Origin of the sequence: Mycobacterium sp. SMC-4 (assembly GCF_025263265.1) — a bacterium.
Lineage (GTDB): Bacteria > Actinomycetota > Actinomycetes > Mycobacteriales > Mycobacteriaceae > Mycobacterium.
In genome coordinates this window covers 2,638,818-2,655,834 of the sequence record NZ_CP079869.1, presented here as the reverse complement: position 1 = coordinate 2,655,834, position 17,017 = coordinate 2,638,818, and the positions used below count along the sequence as shown (strand labels likewise).

17 protein-coding genes and 1 tRNA gene are annotated in these 17,017 nt (G+C 64.9%); 9 read left to right on the top strand and 9 right to left on the bottom strand.

The genetic code is table 11. From position 1 onward, the window contains the following. Positions 1-66 precede the first annotated feature (66 nt). Positions 67-699, bottom strand: coding sequence for an ANTAR domain-containing response regulator (locus KXD98_RS12865; RefSeq protein ID WP_260764767.1), 633 nt, complete (start codon positions 697-699; stop codon positions 67-69). 70 nt (positions 700-769) lie between these two features. Here KXD98_RS12865 and KXD98_RS12860 point away from each other — a divergent pair. The 4 genes from KXD98_RS12860 to KXD98_RS12845 all read left to right on the top strand — a co-directional run bounded on the left by KXD98_RS12860 (position 770) and on the right by KXD98_RS12845 (position 4,210). Continuing rightward, positions 770-846 (top strand) — tRNA-Leu (locus KXD98_RS12860). 266 nt (positions 847-1,112) lie between these two features. Further along, positions 1,113-1,823: a TetR/AcrR family transcriptional regulator gene (locus KXD98_RS12855; protein WP_260765172.1), complete on the top strand. Its 711-nt coding sequence runs from the start codon at positions 1,113-1,115 to the stop codon at positions 1,821-1,823. 10 nt (positions 1,824-1,833) lie between these two features. Beyond that, positions 1,834-3,360 carry an amidase gene (locus KXD98_RS12850; protein WP_260764766.1) on the top strand — a complete coding sequence of 509 codons (1,527 nt, stop codon included), beginning with the start codon at positions 1,834-1,836 and terminating at the stop codon, positions 3,358-3,360. 7 nt (positions 3,361-3,367) lie between these two features. Further along, complete coding sequence (locus tag KXD98_RS12845; RefSeq protein ID WP_260764765.1) at positions 3,368-4,210, top strand: class I SAM-dependent methyltransferase; 843 nt, start codon at positions 3,368-3,370, stop codon at positions 4,208-4,210. 90 nt (positions 4,211-4,300) lie between these two features. On the opposite strand, the gene KXD98_RS12840 is transcribed toward KXD98_RS12845, so the two are convergent. Beyond that, positions 4,301-5,128: a TetR/AcrR family transcriptional regulator gene (locus tag KXD98_RS12840; RefSeq protein ID WP_260764764.1), complete on the bottom strand. Its 828-nt coding sequence runs from the start codon at positions 5,126-5,128 to the stop codon at positions 4,301-4,303. Here KXD98_RS12840 and KXD98_RS12835 point away from each other — a divergent pair. Next, positions 5,112-5,489, top strand: coding sequence for a VOC family protein (locus KXD98_RS12835; protein WP_260764763.1), 378 nt, complete (start codon positions 5,112-5,114; stop codon positions 5,487-5,489). The two genes, KXD98_RS12840 and KXD98_RS12835, sit on opposite strands and share 17 nt — an antisense overlap. Positions 5,490-5,557: 68 nt before the next feature. Continuing rightward, positions 5,558-6,823: an adenylate/guanylate cyclase domain-containing protein gene (locus KXD98_RS12830; RefSeq protein ID WP_260765171.1), complete on the top strand. Its 1,266-nt coding sequence runs from the start codon at positions 5,558-5,560 to the stop codon at positions 6,821-6,823. Here KXD98_RS12830 and KXD98_RS12825 read toward each other — a convergent pair. Genes KXD98_RS12825 through KXD98_RS12795 form a run of 7 tightly spaced genes read right to left on the bottom strand, consistent with a single transcriptional unit; the run spans position 6,798 to position 13,585 of the window. Then, on the bottom strand, positions 6,798-7,295 hold the full coding sequence (locus KXD98_RS12825; RefSeq protein WP_260764762.1) for a Dps family protein: 498 nt from the start codon (positions 7,293-7,295) through the stop codon (positions 6,798-6,800). The two genes, KXD98_RS12830 and KXD98_RS12825, sit on opposite strands and share 26 nt — an antisense overlap. Before the next feature lie 41 nt (positions 7,296-7,336). Beyond that, on the bottom strand, positions 7,337-9,130 hold the full coding sequence (locus KXD98_RS12820) for a DUF2339 domain-containing protein (RefSeq protein WP_260764761.1): 1,794 nt from the start codon (positions 9,128-9,130) through the stop codon (positions 7,337-7,339). Between the two features lie 43 nt (positions 9,131-9,173). Further along, on the bottom strand, positions 9,174-9,824 hold the full coding sequence (locus KXD98_RS12815; protein ID WP_260764760.1) for a response regulator transcription factor: 651 nt from the start codon (positions 9,822-9,824) through the stop codon (positions 9,174-9,176). Next, positions 9,821-10,954, bottom strand: a complete 1,134-nt coding sequence (gene macS / locus KXD98_RS12810; protein ID WP_260764759.1) for a MacS family sensor histidine kinase — start codon at positions 10,952-10,954, stop codon at positions 9,821-9,823. The genes KXD98_RS12815 and macS overlap by 4 nt, the downstream gene beginning before the upstream one ends. Beyond that, positions 10,951-11,703: an amino acid ABC transporter ATP-binding protein gene (locus KXD98_RS12805; protein ID WP_260765170.1), complete on the bottom strand. Its 753-nt coding sequence runs from the start codon at positions 11,701-11,703 to the stop codon at positions 10,951-10,953. The genes macS and KXD98_RS12805 overlap by 4 nt, the downstream gene beginning before the upstream one ends. A 35-nt stretch (positions 11,704-11,738) precedes the next feature. Next, a complete protein-coding gene (locus tag KXD98_RS12800; protein ID WP_260764757.1) occupies positions 11,739-12,650 on the bottom strand; it encodes an amino acid ABC transporter permease in 912 nt (303 codons plus the stop codon). A gap of 17 nt (positions 12,651-12,667) precedes the next feature. Beyond that, positions 12,668-13,585, bottom strand: a complete 918-nt coding sequence (locus KXD98_RS12795) for an ABC transporter substrate-binding protein (protein ID WP_260764756.1) — start codon at positions 13,583-13,585, stop codon at positions 12,668-12,670. A gap of 192 nt (positions 13,586-13,777) precedes the next feature. Here KXD98_RS12795 and KXD98_RS12790 point away from each other — a divergent pair, with 192 nt between their 5' ends. From KXD98_RS12790 to cydB, 3 genes are all read left to right on the top strand, one after another. Then, complete coding sequence (locus KXD98_RS12790; protein ID WP_260764755.1) at positions 13,778-14,371, top strand: HdeD family acid-resistance protein; 594 nt, start codon at positions 13,778-13,780, stop codon at positions 14,369-14,371. Positions 14,372-14,451: 80 nt separating this feature from the next. Beyond that, positions 14,452-15,915: a cytochrome ubiquinol oxidase subunit I gene (locus KXD98_RS12785; protein WP_260764753.1), complete on the top strand. Its 1,464-nt coding sequence runs from the start codon at positions 14,452-14,454 to the stop codon at positions 15,913-15,915. 14 nt (positions 15,916-15,929) lie between these two features. Continuing rightward, positions 15,930-16,970 carry a cytochrome d ubiquinol oxidase subunit II gene (cydB, locus tag KXD98_RS12780; protein ID WP_260764752.1) on the top strand — a complete coding sequence of 347 codons (1,041 nt, stop codon included), beginning with the start codon at positions 15,930-15,932 and terminating at the stop codon, positions 16,968-16,970. The last annotated feature ends 47 nt before the right edge of the window (positions 16,971-17,017 follow it).

The window sequence follows — 17,017 nt, the reverse complement described above, 5'->3', positions numbered from 1 at the left end:
ACCGTTGCGGGTGACGCCCCAGACGGCCGTCGTGACCAATCTGTTACCAAACGCCGTCCGAGCTGATCAGCTCGCGGAAGTGGCGCTTCCCGAGTCGTCGAGCGTCTCGACCACCACTTCGGCGACGCGCTTCATCGTCGTTCTGCGGTCCATCGCAGCACGCTGAATCCACTTGAACGCCTCCGGCTCGCTCATCCCCTGCTTGGTCTGCAGCAAGCCTTTGGCCCGTTCGACAAGCTTGCGAGTCTCCAGCCGATCCGACAGGGACGCAACTTCCTTCTCCAGCTCCGCGATCTCGCCGAAACGGCTGACGGCAACCTCGATGGCCGGAATCAGATCGGTGATGCTGAACGGTTTGACCAAATAGGCCATCGCCCCGGCATCACGGGCACGTTCAACCAGTTCACGCTGGCTGAAGGCGGTCAGGATGACGATCGGGGCGATGCGCTTGCCTGCGATCTCCGAGGCGGCATCGATGCCGTCGCGCCGGGGCATCTTGACGTCCATGATCACCAGATCGGGCCGCAACGACTCGGCGAGGTCCACCGCCTCCTGGCCGTCGCCGGCCTCACCGACGATCTCGTAGCCCTCTTCGCGCAACATCTCCGCCAGGTCGAGCCGGATGAGGGCCTCGTCCTCGGCGACGAGAACGCGGCGCGGCGCGGGAGAATCTGGCGGCGACCCGGTTGAGGCTGACATGACAGACATTGTGGCGGCCGCAGGCCGGATGAGCGACCGCGGGGCCATCCTTTATGGTGGGAGGCCGCACGCCCTCGTATCCCAACTGGCAGAGGAAACGGATTCAAAACCCGTACAGTGTGAGTTCGAATCTCACCGAGGGCACCAGCAGAGACCAGATCAGGGCGAGTTTTCAGATTGACCACTCAGCCCGCACGAAGCTCCAGCCCGCAGGCGTGTACCGCCGGTACCGCCCTGCCCGGTAGAGAACTGTCCGTAATCACGCGACTCGCCGCCGGCCCGCACCGGCTGATGGTTGTCGCTGGTGATGCGGTGTGGGCCGCTGCCGAGGACGAGGTAATGACCGAGCTCGACCGGTGTTGACGACCGTAACGTAGCGGCGCTACGGTAGCGCCACTATGTTGAGGAGCGTGATGGAGCAGTCACGGGCAAGGGGGCGGGCGGGCGGGTCCGGTGATGCACCCCGACCGCGCCTACCGAAAGGGTCCGGCGACCTGTTGCGTGACCAGATCATCGATACCGCAACCGAATTGATCCTCGTATCACAGGACGCCAAAGCACCCTCGACCCGTGAAGTGACCCAGGCGCTCGGCATCACGGCTCCCTCGCTGTATCGCCATTTCGCGGACAAGGAAGAGCTTCTGGCTGCGGTGTGTGCGAAGTACTACCGCCAGCTCGGTCAGGCGATGCGCGACGCCACCCGCGGCCTACCGACCGCCCTGGAACGCCTGCACGCCCTGGGCATGGCCTACGTACGTTTCGCCGTGCGGACCCCACTGATGTACCGCGTGGCCACCGACACCGCACCGACGCAACCCAGTGAGTTCGACGAGACTCTCGTCAACTCAGCCTTCGTCCATCTTCAACACACCGTGCAGGAGCTCATCGACGAAGCTTTCTTCCCGCCGACCGATTCCCTGGGTCCGGCTTTGCAACTGTGGGCAGCTGCCCACGGTGTCGCCTCCCTATTGGTCACCAGGCCCTACCTGCCCTGGGGTGACGCAGAAGCGTTTGCCAGCAGTGTCCTTCGTGCCGTCTGCCTCGGGCAGGCTGTCGACGGTCTGGACCTCTCGACGCTGTTACCCCGACCCGACCCCAGACAGAACCCACCACAATCCCGATGACGGAGAACTGATGCCCGACGAGCTGGCACTACTCGACGCCACCGGCCAGGCGGAGTTGGTGCGCACGGGAAGGATCTCGGCTCACGAACTCGTCGACGCAGCCATCGCGCGGGTGGAGCACATCGACCCACAGCTGAATGCCGTCATCCACCGCAACTTCGAACGGGCGCGTCGCGAAGCTGGGTCCCTGCGATCGGAAGCGCCGTTCTGCGGCGTGCCGATCCTGCTCAAGGACATCGCGGCCGGGAATCGAGCGGGCGACCCCTACCATTGGGGCACCCGTTTTCTGCGCAGCGCCGGTTACCGCGCGCCGGGAACGTCGTACCTGGTGCAAAAGCTTCTCCACGGCGGATTCGTCGACATCGGCCGCACCAACGTTCCCGAACTCGGCGCCTGGGCGACCACGGAATCGGACGCCTACGGACCAACGCACAACCCCTGGAACACCGAGTACGCCAGCGGCGGCTCCAGCGGGGGCGCGGCAGCCGCCGTCGCCTCCGGCATGGTGCCCCTGGCACACGCCAGCGACGGCGGCGGCTCCATCCGGAACCCGGCAAGTCAATGCGGCATCATCGGGCTCAAGCCCTCCCGTGGCCGGGTCTCTGTCGGTCCCGAATCCTCGGATGCGATGTGGGCCGGCCTGGCGGCGGAGTGCGCCGTGACCCGCAGCGTGCGCGATACCGCCGCGGTGCTCGATCTCGTCTCCGGACCCATGCCGGGCGATACCGTCGTCGCACCCACTCCCACACGTCGGTACCGCGACGAGATCGGGGCCGAGCCCGGACGGCTGCGCATCGGCTTCATCACCGAACTCCCCACCGGCACCGAAGACGCCACGCTTCTGCCGGAAGCCCTGCCCATGCTCGGCCGATTCATCGAGGCCCTGGGCTTCGTACCTGATCCACCCGCCGCTTCCGTTCACCCTGAGTGCAGCGCCGCCGTGACGACTACCACCGAATTGCTCAGAAACCTCGGCCATGATGTGGAGCCGTCTTTCCCGGCGCCGATGCTCACAGGTGCCGGAGTCTTCGTGATGCCCATCCTCGCCTGCAGCCAAGCCAACTTCGTCGAGCGGATGAGCGTGGCACTCGGGCGTCCGATTGGTGAAGCCGACATGGACACCGACAACTGGCTCATCACCCGCGTGGGCCAACGCACCACGGGCAGCGACTATCTCACCGCCCTCACCGGCCTGAACAACTTCACCCGAAGTATGACGGCGTGGTGGGAGGACGGCTTCGACCTTCTCCTCACTCCCACACTCACCGACCTGCCGCCACGGCTCGGCGCGCTGCGCCCCGACCCCGCCAAGCCCCTCGACGCGTGGCTGCGCACCGCTTCACTGCTCGCATTCACCATGCCGTTCAACATCACCGGACAACCGGCCATTTCCCTGCCGGTTCGGCTGAGTGACAGCGTCTTGCCGATCGGCGTGCAACTCGTTGCCGCCTACGGACGGGAGGACCTTCTCCTGCGTGTCGCCGCTCAGATCGAAGGGGCCGGAGCCCTCATCGGCCGACCGCCGATCCACGCCTAGCACAGCCATGACCGCATCCAAATTCACCGGAGCCCAGATGAACCCGATATCCAAGACCGCCTTCTTCTGCTGTGGCATCCGCGCCGACGACGCCCGCGCACCGGGCTCGATATATTCCGACATCTACGCCGAGGACTTCATGACCGGCGAAGGCAGGACGGTATATGCCCCGTTCTCTGGCGGCACCCGCCGAAACCTCAGCAACGTGGTACGGGCACGGATCATCTACGACGAGATCGCCAGACGCCTCAAAGCGAACAAAGACCTGCAGATCATCAACATCGGCACCGGCTTCGACACCCGCGCCTATCGGTTGGCCGGCGGTCGCTGGTTCGAGTTCGACGAAGCGGCCGTCATCGAACACAAGAACACCATCCTGGCCCCTGAAAAATGTCCGAATGTACTGCGACGCAGAGCTGTCGACTTCTCGGCCGGCGAACTCCCCGCCGCGCTGCGCGAATGCGACCCGAATGTCGAGACACTCATCGTGATCGAGGGCGTGTTCATGTATCTCGAGAAAACCCAAGTGCACCATCTGCTCGCCACACTGTCGGATGGTTTTCCCGACCACACGCTGATCTGCGACCTGATGAACCGGGTGTTCTTCACAAGGCATATGGGCAAGCTGTACAAGCAGATCCTGGCGTTGGGCAGTGAGTTCAAGTTCGTCGAAGAGTATCCAGAGGAGATCTTCCTCCACCTCGGATACCGGCAAGCACGGCCGCCGGTGTCCATCGTGGGCCGGGCGCGCGAGTTCAAGGCATTCCGTGTCCCTGCCCTGGCTTTGCGTACCGTGTTGCGCACGCTCGGCGACGGCTACCGTGTGCACACCTTCGAACGGTGCGGCTAGCGGGGCGTCCGGAGCGACGCAACGCCGGTCTGGAGATCGCGTTCACCGGCGGGCATGCTTGGGCCTGCGGCGCGGTCAGTGCTCCTGCCGTCATCCAAGACCAACGTGCTGGTTCAGCGTGTCGATGCCGTGCAGGATGGCCTGCAGGCCGAATTCATAGCCGGCGTCGGCGTTGTGGGCAGCTGCGTGAGCCTGGCCCGCTGCAGTCCCGATGCGTGAAGCCCGTGGGTAGCTTTCGGTGACTCCGAGGGCGGCAAGTTTCGCGCCTTCGCGTTGCCACCACTGCTCCGGTGTCTCGTGTCGACGCTCGCGATCGGCGTGCGCACGAGCGCGCGCACACGATCGGACGAAGTCCAACACCAACGTCAATGCAGCGTCTTTGTCGGGATCGGCCAGGGCAAGGGAGTCCACGGCGGCCAGTTCCCGCTCGTACTTGCCCAATGTTCCGGGGCCGAGCACGGCGCGTTCGGATTCGATGTCGGCCATCCACGGGTGCGTGTCAAACAACGTCATGTTGTCGGCGGCGACGGCGCGCAACCGCGCCTGCCAATCTCCGGAGAGCTCGGTGTAATCCATGTCGAGGCGGCATTGATCCACCATCAGTTCGAGGAGCTGCTCGCGACTGTCGATGTAGGAGTAGACCGACATCACCGGCGCGCCAAGGGTTTCGGCAATATCGCGCAGGGTGAAAGACAACCCCCTTCGGTCTGCCACCGTAATGGCGGCGGTAACCACCTGGTCGGCGGTGAAGCGTGGGGGCCGGCCTCGGCGCGCTCGTGCCGGCATCACGTTGCGCCAGAGCAGGTCGATGGTGTCCACGGCGCCCCTTTTGCCGATGCGGTTGCATTTCCGTGCAGTGTACGGATACTGGATTTCGTACAGCATACGAGAAAGTGTGTTCATGCACGTCACCGCCACAGCGATCTCCCTCAACGTCGCCGACCCGCAAGCATCCGCAGACTTCCTGTCCCGGCACGTCGGATACGCGGTGGTGATGCACGCGGATGGGTTCGTGTCGCTGCACCATCCCGACGGCGGACCGAACGTGATTTACCTGCGAACGGGCCTTCCGACGTTCAAACCCGCGCACCGCGCGGGCAGCGCCGGCGACGGATTACTACTGGCGTTTGTCGTCGAGGATGTCGACGCGGCGTACGAATCCGCTCGCGCTGCGGGCGCCCACCCCGTCACTGCCCCGGAGACCGAACCCTGGGGCGAGCGGTATTGCCAGTTCGAGGATCCCAACGGGATCATCATCCAATTCGTGGAGTGGATGTGACCGGCGCAGATGTCGTCATTTCAGCAGGTCGAGCTGCCTTTCGGCGATAGGCTGCGTCCGTGCTGAACGTGCGGCCGGTGTGCGTACCCGAGGTGGCGGCGCAGAGTCGCGTGCTCTCCCCTGAACGCCACCGCTCCGACAGTGCCGCCAGCCGCCTGCGGGTGATGACGATCGCGGGCTGGATCGCGGCCGTGGTGTCGGCGCTGTTCGGCGTCTTCCAACTCAGCCTCGGCGGCGCGTTGTGGTGGCTGGGCGTGGCCAACATGTTCTGCGCCGCAGTCTTTCTTGCCATTCCTCGGTTGTGCCCGCTCGGCGAACTCGTCGCGCCGCTGACCTTCGTCGGATTCGCCTACGTCTCGGTGACTTTCATCTGCTACACCATCGGCACCGGGTCGGGGCTGCAGTTCTACTTCCTGGTCGCCGCAGCGCTGGCCGTTCTGATCCTGGGCATCCACCGCATCCTGCTGGCTTCGGCGATCGCGGCGGTCGGCGTCGCGATCTGCATCGTGCTGGAGATGACGGTGCCCCACGACCGTGGACTGGGTCCGTCGTGGACATTGACGGCCGGCTTTCTCAGTTCGGTGGCATCTTCGGCGGTGATGCTGGTGGCCACCATCTGGTACACGTTGCGCGAGATCGAGCGAGCCGAACAGGCCATGGAAGCCGAGCATCAGCGCTCCGAACAATTGCTGGCCAACATACTTCCTGAGACCATCGCCGAGCGGCTCAAAGAACCGGCGCGCACCGTGATCGCCGACAAGTACGACGATGCGTCGATTCTGTTCGCCGACATCGCCGGCTATACCGAGCGCGCGAGCAACACCACACCGGCGGAGCTGGTTCGCTTCCTCGACCGCCTCTACACTGATCTCGACGCACTGGTCGACCGGCACGGTTTGGAGAAGATCAAAACCAGCGGCGACGCGTACATGGTGGTCGCCGGCGTGCCGACCCCGCGCGCAGACCACCTGGAAGCCCTGGCCGCGTTGGCCCTCGACATGGCCGATGCCGTCACCGACATGAAAGACGGGCAAGGACGCGCGGTCCCGCTGCGCATCGGGATGGCAGCGGGACCGGTTGTCGCGGGGGTGGTCGGCGCGAAGAAGTTCTTCTACGACGTCTGGGGCGATGCCGTCAACGTCGCCTCACGGATGGAGACCACCGATATCGAGGGCCGAATTCAGGTGCCCGAGGATGTCTATCTGAGGCTTCGCTCGTCGTTTGACCTTGAAGAGCGTGGACTGGTCGAGGTGAAAGGCAAGGGCCTGATGCACACCTGGTACCTGGTCGGCCATCGCTCCGGAGTTGCTACACCTTCCGGTTCTCCGACTTGAGTAGCCAGGCCAGCTTCTCCAGACCGTCGGTCAGCGCGTGGAGGATGTCAGCAGTTACCGGGTCCTCGGCGTCGACCCCGTCGTGGACCTCACGAATCGTGTCGACCACCGCATAGACCCGACCGGTGATCAGATCGACCACGTCGGCGGTGCTGTGTTCGTAGGACGGGAACTGCGGCAGCGAAGTGGATGCCGCCACGGTATCGGTGCGGCCATCCGGCACGCCGTCGAGAGCGCGCATCCGCTCGGCGATGGTGTCGCTGCCCGTCCGGGCGAAGTCGACGACCTCGTCGAGCTGCAGATGGAGGTCGCGGAAGTTTGATCCGACCACGTTCCAGTGGGCTTGCTTGCCCTGCACATGCAGCTCGATCAGGTCCACGAGCACCCGCTGCAGCGCCGCATTCAGTTCCGGCGAGGCCTGGAAACCCGTGACCTCTGCTTCTGTCCTGCGATTGTTCACTGTTGCACTCATGTTCGTCACAACGCCTCCTAGTTTGGACTGAGTCCAGTTTATCAGGTGTCGTTGGTCACAGCCATCTGGTCCTGCCGGTCCAGCAACCGGGCGTATCCGGCGCCCATGGCCAGCAGAATCAGGCCCACCACGATGAAAACTGCGACCCGGAAGATGCCGTCGAGGGCACCCAGATCGAACAGGAACAGCTTCGCCACGGCGGCGCCGACAAGCCCCAGTCCCCCGCTGATCGGCACCGACCGCGCAGACCGGTCCAGGCGCAGCGCGTAGCCGAACACGGCGGCGGCCATCGCGATCCAACAGATCGTCGCGACCATATGGCCGGCATAGAACCCCCAGGCGTCCGGAGCGATCAGCGTCGCGGCGGTGACACTGAACTGGGTGATCGCGTAGACCACAACTGCTGCAGTCGCCGTCCAGAGCACTCCGCTGGGACTGCCGGCCGTCCCGGTCCAGACGATCGCGACCGCGGCCAGCAGGACGCTGGACAACAGGATCGACAGACTGGTGCCGGTGTCGATGGTCCACGGGGTCAGAAGATTGACGATCGGCGCGTTGATCAGATACCCCGCGCCACCCACCACCGCGAATCCGACGCTGACCCAGCGCGCGACTCGATCACGACGCACCGCCACGACCACCAGCAGTGCCATCGCCAGCAGAATCGGCGCGGCCAGTGTGCCGTCGAACGCGGTGACGACGGCCACCAGCGCCGCCACGGCCGCCCACACGGCGAACACCTGTTGCGCCGGCCCTGCCACCCCCGGCAGTCGCTCAACCAGCAAAACCAACGTCAGCAGGGACGCCGCAAGTGCGGCCACCAGCAACGCTGCGAGGCCGTCGTCGACGGCAAGATTGACCCCCAGCAGCGGGGTCGTGCCCGCCGCGGTCAGCACGGCGATCACGGCAGGCCTGGCGGTGCTGGGCAGCAGCATCAGAGCAGTGACGACGGCCAGCGCCGCGCCGAGTGCACACGCACCCGCCAGCGCCAGGTCCTCCCGCGCGTCGAAATGGCGCACGACCAGCGCCGCCAGCAGCGGCAAGACCACGGCCGCGATGCGTGCGCCGTGCAACCAGATCCAGTCTCGGCCCAGCTGAACCGGAACCGACACAGCCGCCAGCGCCAGCATGAATCCGATGAGCAGCAAGGTGATACCGCCGGTGACTATCGGCGCGAGCACCACCAGCGGAACCACGACGAGCAACCCGAGTTGTTCGGAGTCCCAACGACGCGCCAGCGTCAGTCCGGCGCCCGCGACCAACGCGGCGAGCACCAGCCCGGCGGGGGCCGAAATCCAGTCGTAGATGGTCGTCGCCGCGATGACATCGATGTACGCCGCGGCCACCCCGGTGGCAACCAACGCGATCGCGCCGACCCGGCCACCGGAACGGCCAGACAGCCACTGCCCCGCACCGACCAGGCCGGCGGCGAGCGCCGCACCCGCGGCGACCCGGAACTCGGGACGCAGGATCCCGGCCTGGGCCGCCAGCACCAGCAGCAGGACCACGCCCATCAGCGTGACGCCGACGCCGGCAATCGCCAGCAGCTTGCCGATCCAGCCTTGCGCGGGTGGTTCCACCGGCCCTGAGCGCACCGGCGGCCTTGGCGGTGGCGGTGGCGGTAGGTACTGCGGATACGGCCCGGGTGGGGGCACGACGGGTGGCGCCGGTCCCGGCGACACTGCGGGGTGTGCCGGCATCGGCGCGGCCGCGCCGTGCGGCGTCAGCATCAGATTCAACTGACGTAGATCGGCAGACGCTCGGGCGAGTTGGTGAGACATCGCGGCGAACTCAGCAGAAAGTCGCGCGATGACGACATTGGGCGGTTCGGTCATGGACCCATCGTCGTCGGTTTCGCCCCCGGGCGGATGAGTACAACTACTCGTCGAGACCGTGTTCTATCGCGTAACGGGCCAGCTCGACGCGATTGCCGACCTGCAGCTTGCGGAACGTCGCCTGGACATGGTTTTCCACTGTGCGGTGACTCAGCGACAGTCGCGCCGCGATCTGCTTGGCAGTCAAGCCTTTGGCGACGTGGCGCAAGATCTCGGTCTCCCGCTCGGTCAAACTCGGAGCGGCCGGATTCGTGGTGTCCCTGGCGATGCGCCGGTACTCGCCGAGCACCAGACCGGCAAGACCGGGGGTGAACACCGCCCTGCCCTGCGCCGTGGCCTCCACGGCGTCGACCAGCTCCTGGCGTGACGCACTCTTGACCAGATAACCGGTGGCACCGGCCTTCACCGCTTCCAGGACGTCGTCGCGCTCATCGGATGCCGACAACACCAGTATCCGGCTGCTCGGCGACACCGCCAGCACCTCGGCGGTGGCTTGGGCGCCATCGCCGTCGCCCAGCCGCATGTCCATCAGCACGACCGCAGGCCTGACGACGGCCGCGCGTCGCTTGGCTGTGGCCACCCCGTCGGCGGTGGCGACCACGTCAAAGCCCGCACCGGCCAGGTCCCTGGCCACCGCGTCACGCCAGATCGGGTGGTCATCGACGACCATGACGGTCACTGCGTCCTCGCTCATCGGGCCTCTTTCCGTCGCGGAATGCTGAGCTCCCACTCCACACCCGCACCCGGCGATGTGGTCAGCGTGGCCCGCCCGCCCAGCCAGTCCAAACGACCCACAATGGATTTCGAAATACCGACCCGGCCCTGCTGTTCGGCCTCGGCCAACCGGCCATCCGGAATTCCGACACCGTCGTCGCGCACACTGACCGTCACCGAGTCGCCGAGATCCTCGAGGAGCACATAGGCCCGCGCGGACCGACCGGCGTGCGCGACAACGTTATCGAGGGCATTGGTCACTGCAGCCAACAGTTCGTCGGCGGTGGCCGCATCGAGCAGCACCGGCTCGGCGGGCACCGCCACCGACACCTGGTCGCCGGCACAGCCCCGCAGCATCGCGGCCAGGTCGACGGTCACCGTATCACCAAAGCGCAGGTCGCCGGCCGCGCTGACCAGCCGGCGCAGCGCACGTTCCTGCTCTCCGGCAAGTTCGGCCAACTCCGCTGTCTCTCCACCGATCTCGCGACCACGTCGAGAAACCAGCGCCAGAACCTGGATGGCGCCGTCGTGGACCTGCCGGGAGAGTCGGTCGCGTTCCTCCAGGGATGCCGACAACCGAGCTGCGCGCTCGAGCTCGGTGTGAGCGCGGCGCGCGGTCTGCGCCGCCATTCCCACCGCCAGCCCGACCGCCAATTCGACGATGATGGTGGCGTTGCGGCCCAGATCGATGTGCACGTATCCCTTCAGCGCCGCGCCGGCGGCCATCACCAGCAACCCGGTGCACATTCCAGCGACCGGGCCGATGAGGATGGCCGCCGAGATGGTGGCGTTGGTCGCCCACAACGTGGTCGGTAGTGACTGGTTGTCCAGGATCCACTGATCCGAGGCGACGAGCTCGGTGCTGAGCATCAAGGCAACCACGACCACGATCTCGGCCAGCACCCACAGCGGGCGCCGTCCGAAGCCCTGCAAATAGGCCACCGCGCACGCGACGCTCCAGGTGATCAGAACAGCCAGCAGGACCCAGCCCCCCAGCGGATGCTCCAGGTCCCGGTTGACCGCCACCGCAAAGCCCAGCGCGTAGACACAGCTCAGGAGACGGAACACCTGGGCGGCCCGCCACAACGGCGTGGTCGGATCAGGCTTCACATCACCTTGGACAGGAACGTCTTGGTCCTTTCGTGTTGCGGATCGGCCATCATCTCGCGAGGGCTTCCACGCTCGACGACGACACCAGCATCCATGAATACCAACTCATCGGCCACTTCCCGAGCAAAGCCCATCTCGTGGGTGACGACAATCATTGTCATGCCCTCCGCGGCGAGGCTTTTCATCACCCCGAGCACCTCGCCCACCAGCTCCGGGTCCAGTGCGGAAGTCGGCTCGTCGAACAACATCAGCTTGGGCTCCATCGCGAGCGCACGCGCGATCGCGACCCGTTGCTGTTGGCCGCCCGACAGCTGCAGTGGATAGGCGTCGACCTTCTCGGACAGCCCGACTCGGTCGAGCAGTTCACGTCCGCGGTGCACGGCCTCGTCCTTGGCGACGCCCTTGACCTTCATCGGTGCCTCGATGACGTTCCCCAGAACGGTACGGTGCGGAAACAGGTTGAAATGCTGAAACACCATGCCCACGTCACGACGCTGCTTGGCGACGTCCCGGGGTTTCATCTCATAGAGCCGGCCACCACGTTCCTGGTAGCCGACGAGCTCACCGTCGACGTAGAGCCGCCCGGCAGTCACGGTCTCGAGGTGGTTGATGCAACGCAGGAAGGTCGACTTGCCCGATCCCGATGGCCCCACCAGGACCAGCACCTCACCCTTGTTCACCTCGAGGCTGACACCCTTGAGTACCTTCAGCGCCCCGAAGTCCTTGCACACCTTCTCCGCTCGGACCATCGGGTGCGGTATCGCGGACGGGTCCAGCACCGCGCTCACATCGCCCCGGTACCGGTTTGCGCCTTGGCAAGCGCTGCGAGTTGCTTGTCGGTCAGCTTGCGCGACGCACCACGGGAGAAATACCTCTCCAGGTAGTAGTGTCCGACCATCAATATGCTGGTGATGACCAGATACCAGACGGCGGCGACCATGAGCAGGGGTACGGGTTCGAAGCGGACCGCGCCGATATTGCGGGTGACCATGTACAGCTCAAGCGTGAACGGCACCGCGGTGACCAGCGACGTGGTCTTGAGCATGCTGATGATTTCGTTACCGGTCGGCGGGATGATCACCCGCATCGCCTGTGGGAGCACGGTGCGACGCATTGCGAGGCCCCACGACATACCCAACGCCGTCGACGCCTCCATCTGCCCCTCCGGCACCGAACTGATTCCGGCGCGGATGATTTCAGCCATGTAGGCGGCCTCGTTGAGCCCCAGCCCGATTATCGCCAGGAGGAACGGGATGGACAGGCTCTGCAGATCGAGATGGAAAAGCGTCAGACCGAACGGCACACCGAGCTGAATGTTCTGGTAGATCGTCGGGAACAGCCCCCAGAACACCAGCTGCACGTAGACCGGTGTGCCGCGGAAGATCCACAGATAAACCCACGACACCGACCGGAACACCGGATTCGGCGACAGCCGCATCACCGCCAGCGTCACCCCGAGGATGACCGCCAGCACCATCGACAGAACCGTCAGCTGAACCGTGTACCAGATCGCGCTGGGGATACGGTCGTCGAAAAGGTACTGCCAGAACGTCGCCCAGCGGTAGGCATCGTTGGTCGCCGCACCGTAGAGGAACAGTCCGACCAAGACGACGATGACTCCTGCCGCGACCCAGCGCCACGGGTGCCGCAACGGCACCGCGTTGATCGACTCAGGCGCGTTGTCGACGTCGTTCATCGCTGCGGTGCGCCCGCTCAGTTGATCGCCCCGTTGATGACCGGCTTGTCGATGAGCCCTTCTTCCAGGCCCCAGTTGGTGGCGATCTGCGCATAGGCGCCGTTGTCGATCAAGTGCTCGAGAGCCTGCAGCAGCGACTGCGCGAGCGGTGACCCCTTGGCCACCGGCCAGCCGTACGGAGCGGAGTCGAAAACCTCCCCGGCTTGTTCGAGCGTGCCCTCGCTTTGCTTGATGGCGTACAGCGTCACCGGCGAGTCTGCCGACATGGCGTCGGCCTGACCGAGCACGACCGCGTTGGTCGCCGCGTCCTGGCCATCGAACGGGATGATCTCGATCGGTGGCGCACCGGCTTCGGTGCACCTCAGGTTGCGGGCCGGCAACTCCTCGGTCGCCTGGGTCGTATTCGACTGCACAGCGACCTTCTTGCCGCATGCATTCTCCGGATCGACACCCGCACCGACCCTCTGCAACCACGCCGAGCCTGCAGAGAAGTACGTGACGAAGTCGACAACCTCTTCACGCTGTCTGGTGTCGGTGAACGACGACATGCCGACGTCGTAGGTTCCCCCTTGGATGGACGGGATGATCTTGTCGAAGTCCGCCTCGCGGTAGTCGGGCGTGAGGTCCAATGTCGCCGCGATCGCATTCATCAGATCGACATCGAAACCGACGAGTTTGCCGTCGGAGTCTTTGAACTCGTTGGGCGGATACGGCACGTTGACACCGATGACCAACGTCCCGGCTTCTCTGATCTCGGCGGGGACGGTGCCGGCGATGGCATCGACCCGCTCGGCATTGGCTGCGGTTGTCTCCGTCGCGGGCCCGGTGGTCTCGGTGTTACTCGAACAGCCCGACAGCATCAGCGCCCCCGCTGCGATGACCACTGCGGAGGCACGCCATATCGGCGTCCGGCGGTCTTTCCATTGAGCCAGCACAGTCGCCTCCACCTTCTGTAGGGGTTATGTCGCGGGCGGCCGAATACGTACGGCCACTTGCGCCATGGAGGTTAATGACCGGCAAGCCGGCGTGCAGTGTCGGTAACGGAACGTTAACGACCGCACTGCCACCTCACAGCCGTGCTGCCAAAAAGGACCGACTGCCAGCGCCGATGTGTCACACTGCGCCGCATGGAAACCACTGCGACCCCTACCCTGCTGCAGCATCTGTGGAAGAACGTCCTGTTCTCGGGAGTCCTGACGGCGCTGTTGGGTGTGATGGTGCTCTTGTGGCCGGCGATCACGATCGTTGTCGCGGCCATCTTCTTCGGCGCCTACCTGTTGGTCACCGGTATCAGCCAGGTGATTTTTGCCTTCAGCCTGCACGTGTCCGCCGGCGGGCGGGTGCTGCTGTTTCTCAGCGGCGCAGCCGCACTGATTCTTGCGGTCCTGTGCTTCCGCAGCTTGCAGGAGTCGGTCCTGCTGCTGGCCATCTGGATCGGCATCGGGTTCATCTTCCGCGGCGTGGCCACCGCGGTGTCGGCGATCAGCGACCCGACCCTGCCCGGGCGGGCGTGGGAGATCTTCATCGGCGTCATCAGCCTGATCGCCGGCGTAGTCATCCTGGCCTCCCCTTTCGAGTCGCTGGCGACATTGACCCTGGTGGTCGGCATCTGGCTGATCGTGCTCGGCATCTTCGAGGTGGTTTCGGCCTTCGGGATCCGCAAGGAGAGCAAGAAGTTGCCCGAAGCGCGGCAGGAAGTCACCGCTCCCGCACCCGAGTGAAGTCGGACACGGTCGCGAGTGAAACAAGAGAAAATCTACTACACTGCGTCGTAGTATAGCGATCAACCTTGGAGTGGCGCATGGACGCGTTGGATGTGTCCCGGTGGCAGTTCGGAATCACCACCGTCTACCACTTCATATTCGTCCCGCTCACCATCGGGCTGGCCCCGCTGATCGCCGCCATGCAGACCGCCTGGCACATCACCGGCGACACCGCGTGGTACCGGCTGACCCGCTTCTTCGGCAAGTTGTTCCTGATCAACTTCGCCCTCGGCGTCGCCACCGGCATCGTCCAGGAGTTCCAGTTCGGGATGAACTGGAGTGAGTACTCCAAATTCGTCGGCGACATCTTCGGCGCGCCACTGGCGTTCGAGGGTCTCATCGCGTTCTTTTTCGAATCCACCTTCATCGGTCTGTGGATCTTCGGATGGAGTCGGCTGCCTCGAGCTGTGCACCTGGCATGCATCTGGATCGTGGCGTTCGCGGTCAATGCGTCGGCGTACTTCATCATCGCGGCGAACTCGTTCATGCAGCACCCCGTCGGCGCACGGTTCAATCCGGAGACCGGCCGCGCCGAGCTGACCGACTTCGTGGCGCTGCTGACCAACAACACCGCCATCTGGGCTTTCTTGCACGCTGTCGCCGGCGCGTTCTTGACCGCCGGTGCGTTCGTCGCCGGTGTCTCGGCCTGGCTGATGGTGCGATCGACCAGGCGGTCGAACACCGACCCCGACGACGCCCGACGACTGTACCGACCGGCAACCATCCTGGGCAGCATGGTCGCCGTCGTAGCCGCACTGGGGCTGTTCGTCACCGGCGACTTCCAGGGCAAATTGATGTTCGTCCAACAGCCGATGAAGATGGCCTCGGCGGAGTCGTTGTGCCACACCGAAACCGATCCGATGTTCTCCATTCTCACGGTGGGTACGCACAACAACTGCGACAGTGTCATTCACCTCGTCGAAGTGCCGTATGTGCTGCCGTTCCTGGCCGAGAGCCGGCTGAGCGGCGTGACGTTGGAGGGCGTGCAGGATCTGCAACAGCAGTATCAACAACGATTCGGCCCCGGCGACTACCGTCCCAACCTGTTCGTCACGTACTGGTCGTTCCGCGCGATGATCGGCCTGCTGCTGATACCTGTTGCCTTCGCGCTTGTCAGTCTTTGGCTGACTCGTCGCGGTCGGATCCCCGATCAGCGGTGGTATGGGCGGTTCGGCATCCTGACCATCCCCACCCCGTTTCTGGCGAATTCGGCCGGTTGGGTCTTCACCGAGATGGGTCGCCAGCCCTGGGTGGTGGTACCCAACCCCACCGGCGACCAGATGGTGCGTATGACGGTGCAGGACGGCGTGTCCGGACATTCCACCGGCATGGTGTTGTTCTCTCTGGTCATCTTCACCCTCGTCTACGGCGGGCTGGCGGTGATCTGGTTCTGGCTGATGCGCCGGTACGTCGTCGAGGGACCGCAGGAGCACGACACCGAACCTGCACCGCCGAAGCCGCCGAGTGACGACGACGTGGCACCTCTGTCCTTCGCTTACTGAGAGGACGCGATCTCATGGGACTACAAGAACTCTGGTTCCTGCTCATCGCCGCACTGTTTCTCGGCTTCCTGATTCTGGAGGGCTTCGACTTCGGCGTCGGCATGCTGATGATTCCGTTCGGCGCCATCGGCAAGGGTGATCGGGAGAAGCATCGACGCGCGGCGCTGAACACGATCGGACCGGTCTGGGATGCCAACGAGGTGTGGTTGATCACCGCCGGCGCTGCGATGTTCGCTGCCTTTCCGGTCTGGTATGCCACTGTCTTCTCGTCGCTGTACCTGCCCCTGCTGGCCATCCTTTTCGGCATGATTCTGCGCATCGTCGGTATCGAGTGGCGGGGCAAGATCGACGACCCCCGCTGGCGCCGGTGGGCTGACATCGGGATCGCGGTTGGATCGTGGCTGCCCGCCATTCTGTGGGGTGTCGCGTTCGCGGTGTTGCTGCAAGGACTCCCGATCGATGCCGACGGACGTTCGCAGGCTGCGCTGTCTGACCTCGTCAACGGCTACACGCTGCTCGGCGGGCTCGCGACCGCCTTGTTGTTCGCGTTCTACGGGGCGGTTTTCGTGGCACTGAAAACCGCCGGACCGGTACGCGAGGATGCCATCACCTTCGCGCGGGCGCTGTCGCTACCGGTGATCGCGCACGTCGGCGGTTTCGGTTTGTGGACCCAACTGGCTCGGGGCAAGACGTGGACCTGGATCCCGCTGGCAATCGCGGTGTCTGCACTGCTGATCGCGGTGGCGCTGATGTGGGGCCGACGCCGCGAAGGCGTCGCGTTCATCGCGACGGTCGTGGTGGTCGCTGCTGTGGTGGTGCTCATCTTCGGTTCGCTGTATCCGAACCTGTTGCCCTCCACGCTGAACCCCGAGTGGAGCATCTCGATCTACAACGGATCTTCGACGCCGTACACCCTCAAAATCATGAGCTGGGCATCGCTGACGCTGCTGCCGCTGGTAATCGGCTATCAAGCGTGGACCTATTGGGTCTTTCGCAAGCGGATCACCGCCGACTCCATCCCGGCGTCCGTCGGATTGTCGAGGCGTCGGTCCTGACCGACAGCGGGCGGGCCCCGATAGATCCGCGGTTGTGGCGGGTCTCG

What these genes read in the sequence shown, in the direction of transcription:
- KXD98_RS12865 (WP_260764767.1), bottom strand. Translation starts at nt 699, where the DNA reads ATGTCAGCCTCAACCGGGTCGCCGCCAGATTCTCCCGCGCCGCGCCGC.
- KXD98_RS12855 (WP_260765172.1), top strand. Translation starts at nt 1,113, where the DNA reads ATGGAGCAGTCACGGGCAAGGGGGCGGGCGGGCGGGTCCGGTGATGCA.
- KXD98_RS12850 (WP_260764766.1), top strand. Translation starts at nt 1,834, where the DNA reads ATGCCCGACGAGCTGGCACTACTCGACGCCACCGGCCAGGCGGAGTTG.
- KXD98_RS12845 (WP_260764765.1), top strand. Translation starts at nt 3,368, where the DNA reads ATGACCGCATCCAAATTCACCGGAGCCCAGATGAACCCGATATCCAAG.
- KXD98_RS12835 (WP_260764763.1), top strand. Translation starts at nt 5,112, where the DNA reads ATGCACGTCACCGCCACAGCGATCTCCCTCAACGTCGCCGACCCGCAA.
- KXD98_RS12825 (WP_260764762.1), bottom strand. Translation starts at nt 7,295, where the DNA reads ATGAGTGCAACAGTGAACAATCGCAGGACAGAAGCAGAGGTCACGGGT.
- KXD98_RS12820 (WP_260764761.1), bottom strand. Translation starts at nt 9,130, where the DNA reads ATGACCGAACCGCCCAATGTCGTCATCGCGCGACTTTCTGCTGAGTTC.
- KXD98_RS12815 (WP_260764760.1), bottom strand. Translation starts at nt 9,824, where the DNA reads ATGAGCGAGGACGCAGTGACCGTCATGGTCGTCGATGACCACCCGATC.
- KXD98_RS12805 (WP_260765170.1), bottom strand. Translation starts at nt 11,703, where the DNA reads ATGGTCCGAGCGGAGAAGGTGTGCAAGGACTTCGGGGCGCTGAAGGTA.
- KXD98_RS12800 (WP_260764757.1), bottom strand. Translation starts at nt 12,650, where the DNA reads ATGAACGACGTCGACAACGCGCCTGAGTCGATCAACGCGGTGCCGTTG.
- KXD98_RS12790 (WP_260764755.1), top strand. Translation starts at nt 13,778, where the DNA reads ATGGAAACCACTGCGACCCCTACCCTGCTGCAGCATCTGTGGAAGAAC.
- KXD98_RS12785 (WP_260764753.1), top strand. Translation starts at nt 14,452, where the DNA reads ATGGACGCGTTGGATGTGTCCCGGTGGCAGTTCGGAATCACCACCGTC.
- cydB (WP_260764752.1), top strand. Translation starts at nt 15,930, where the DNA reads ATGGGACTACAAGAACTCTGGTTCCTGCTCATCGCCGCACTGTTTCTC.